The 3,055-nt window shown below is 48.8% G+C and carries 4 protein-coding genes; 2 read left to right on the top strand and 2 right to left on the bottom strand.

The annotated features are described in order from the left end of the window. Together GF404_01415 and GF404_01410 are read left to right on the top strand one after the other, a co-directional pair. The coding region (locus tag GF404_01415) for an adenylosuccinate synthase (GenBank protein MBD3380832.1) at positions 1-1,171 on the top strand (1,171 nt) is incomplete at its 5' end. 112 nt (positions 1,172-1,283) lie between these two features. Beyond that, positions 1,284-1,610 carry a 4a-hydroxytetrahydrobiopterin dehydratase gene (locus GF404_01410; protein ID MBD3380831.1) on the top strand — a complete coding sequence of 109 codons (327 nt, stop codon included), beginning with the start codon at positions 1,284-1,286 and terminating at the stop codon, positions 1,608-1,610. Here GF404_01410 and GF404_01405 read toward each other — a convergent pair. Both GF404_01405 and GF404_01400 read right to left on the bottom strand, forming a co-directional pair. Then, the gene (locus GF404_01405) at positions 1,607-2,377 is read right to left on the bottom strand and encodes a hypothetical protein (GenBank protein MBD3380830.1); all 771 of its coding nucleotides are present in this window, start codon (positions 2,375-2,377) and stop codon (positions 1,607-1,609) included. The two genes, GF404_01410 and GF404_01405, sit on opposite strands and share 4 nt — an antisense overlap. Continuing rightward, positions 2,350-3,055 (bottom strand): ATP-binding cassette domain-containing protein (locus tag GF404_01400; GenBank protein MBD3380829.1); only part of this gene is annotated, 706 nt, incomplete at its 5' end. The genes GF404_01400 and GF404_01405, both read right to left, overlap by 28 nt.

The raw sequence follows: 3,055 nt of genomic DNA, 5'->3' as shown, positions 1-3,055 counted from the left end.
CTCGCAGGGAGGCGCAAACGCCGGCCATACCGTCATAATCGATGATCAGGAGTATATCCTGCATCTGATACCCTCGGGAATCCTTCATCCAGACAAAGCCTGCCTGATTGGCAACGGCGTGGTAACTGACCTGTGGCGACTTGCCGATGAAATCGACGGTCTCGAAAACCGCGGTATCGAAGCACGACGCAGGCTGTTCATCTCAGGGTTGTCGCATCTGGTAATGCCGTATCATAAATGGACCGAAAAGATGCTCGAAGACTGCCGTGGTAAGAAATCGATCGGCACGACACTGCGGGGAATCGGACCTACCTACACCGACAAATATTCACGCGTGGGAATCCGTGTCTACGATCTGTACTTTCCCGATGTCCTGCGGGATAAACTCGAAACCAACTGGCTTTTGAAAAAAGAGATCATCGCAAAGTATGGCGAAGGTGATTTCGTTCAAATGGAGAACCTGCATGAGCGCCTGTTCGAATTCGGCCGGGAGATCAAAGCGATGGTAGTAGATGCCCCTATCTATGTCGAGAAAGCTCACCGCGAGGGCAGGTCGATCCTGTTCGAAGGCGCACAGGGAACGCTTCTGGATATAGACTACGGTACATTTCCCTACGTCACCTCCTCCAACACAACAGTTGCCGGCGCACTGACCGGCCTGGGAGTACCGCCAGCCTATGTCGGCGAGGTTATCGGGATTGTCAAGGCTTATCAAACCCGGGTTGGAAACGGACCTTTTCCAACCGAACAGAATAACGACATTGGCGAACAACTCCGCGTCGTCGGAAAAGAATTCGGCGCGTCAACTGGAAGATCACGCAGGACCGGGTGGCTCGATCTGGTGCTGTTGAAATACTCCGCACGGATCAACGGCCTGACAGGGCTTGCGATCACCAAGCTCGACGTGCTCGATGAGCTGGATGAGATCAAAGTCTGTACTCGATATAAGCTACCCGAAGAAAATAGTGATTTCCTGATAGCCAACCTCGACAAAGTCGAGCCTGTCTATGAAACCCTGCCGGGCTGGAAAAGCTCTATCAAGGGCATGACCAGCTTCGAACAGCTTCCCGCCCAAACCAAAGAATATATCAAGTTTATCGAAGACTATGTCGGATGCAAGGCGAAAATTATCTCCACCGGCGCGGCACGCGAAGAAACGATAATGATGTAAAATCGAATTTCATGAAAAAGCCGGTCTTTTACAGGCCGGCTTTTTTATTTTTGCGAACAATCAATAACCCTGTCCTGTTTTAAAAAAGCGATAACTTAAAAAGGAGGATTATATGGATTTGAAAGATAAAAAGTGTGTTCCCTGCGAGGGCGGAGTCCCGGCTTATGATCGGCAAAAAACCGTTGAGATGCTAAAAGCGATTCCCGGGTGGACTGTCAAAAACGGGCACTTGTACCGTGAATACAAGTTCAAGAATTTCATTAAAGCGATGGAGTTTTTAAACCGCGTAGCTGATCTGGCCGAAGCTGAGGGCCATCATCCCGATTTCTGTGTACATTACAACAAAGTCGAATTCGAGATCTGGACCCACGCTATCGACGGTTTGTCGGAAAATGACTTCATCATGGCGGCAAAAATTGACGAATTAAAAGAGGACTAATTCCAGCGCGAGAGGAAACTGGCTACAATAACGAACACTAAACCGTAAGCCATCAGTACCAGAATGTTAGTTCCGACTCCGGCAAGCGAGTCACCCATAAAAACAATACCCTGGATCATTTTATAAAGATGAGTAGACGGCAGAAAACCTGCAACCTTCGTCAGCCAGTCCGGAAACAACATGTCCGGGATAGTGGTACCCGACAGAAACATCATCGGCATAAAGAGTATATTGGCGATCCCGACAGCCGATTGATTGGTTTTGGATAAACCTGCCACACACAGTCCGAGGCTTCCGAATACGACTATTCCGATTATTATGGTTAGTATGTATTCCAGAAAACCGCCCAGTATTTCCGCTTTGTAGACCAGAATAGCCAGCGACGTCAGCAAGATAACATTGATCAACATCAAAGTCGTATGAGTGAAAACCGTTCCCAGTACGGTAGTCACCGCCCTGACCGGAGCGACCTTGTAACGCCTGAGTATCCCCTTCTCTTTCATCACGGCCACATGCAGACCGACCGAGAACAATCCGCCCGACATGATCGCAATAGTCAAAATCTTGGCCAGATTGTCGGAAACAGCACGGCCGGTAGAAATCTGTTCAGGGTATATCCCGGAAAACAGCGTGACATAGAGCACGAACATAAACAACGGAAAAGCGAGATTCCACAGCACCGCTTCCTTACTGCGGAAAAGGAGCTTGATATAGATCAGCGTGAAGCTCAAAAACTGTTTCAATCTCGAATTCTCCTTCCGGTCAATTCGATGAAAACATCTTCGAGTGTCGGCCTCTGGAGCAAAAGCTCGGTGAGTTCATTACCCTCTGCCTCGAGCATCTTGATCAGCTCGACTAATGGTTTACCGGCCTTGTCCGATTTCAGCACCATCATACCGTTAACCTGCTCGATTTCTCCGAATTTTCCGGACAGCTCATCTCGCGTCGACTGGCTGAGTTCATCTCTGGTTTTAAATTGAATCCGGTGCGACATCTTCGATTTACTTATCAGCTCGGAGGGAGTGCCCAGTGCGATAATTTTACCGTGATCGATTATTGCCACTCGATCGCACAGGTTCTCTGCTTCTTCAATATAGTGGGTTGTCAAAAGCACGGTCCGGTTTTCGGTTTTCAAGCGTTTGATGATCTCACCGATTGAACGTCGCGCCTGCGCGTCAAGTCCGGTGGAAGGTTCATCCAAAAACACCATCCGAGGATCGTTAACGAGGGCGATCGCAAGCGAGAGTCTCTGTTTCTGACCACCCGAGAGTTTGCTGTAATAGTCATTGGCTTTTTCCTTTAAACCGACCATCTCCAGCAGGTAATCGGCATCGAGAGACTGCCTGTAAAAAGATCCGAACAAAGTCAACGCCTCGTGTGGTTTGATATTGTCCTCCATCGCCGAGGCCTGGAGTTGAACTCCAATTATCTGTTTGAATTCATTG

The organism is Candidatus Zixiibacteriota bacterium, assembly GCA_014728145.1.
Classification (GTDB): Bacteria; Zixibacteria; MSB-5A5; order JAABVY01; family JAABVY01; genus WJMC01.
The sequence above is the reverse complement of the archived record's forward strand: the minus strand, read 5'-3'. Positions and strand labels throughout refer to the sequence as shown.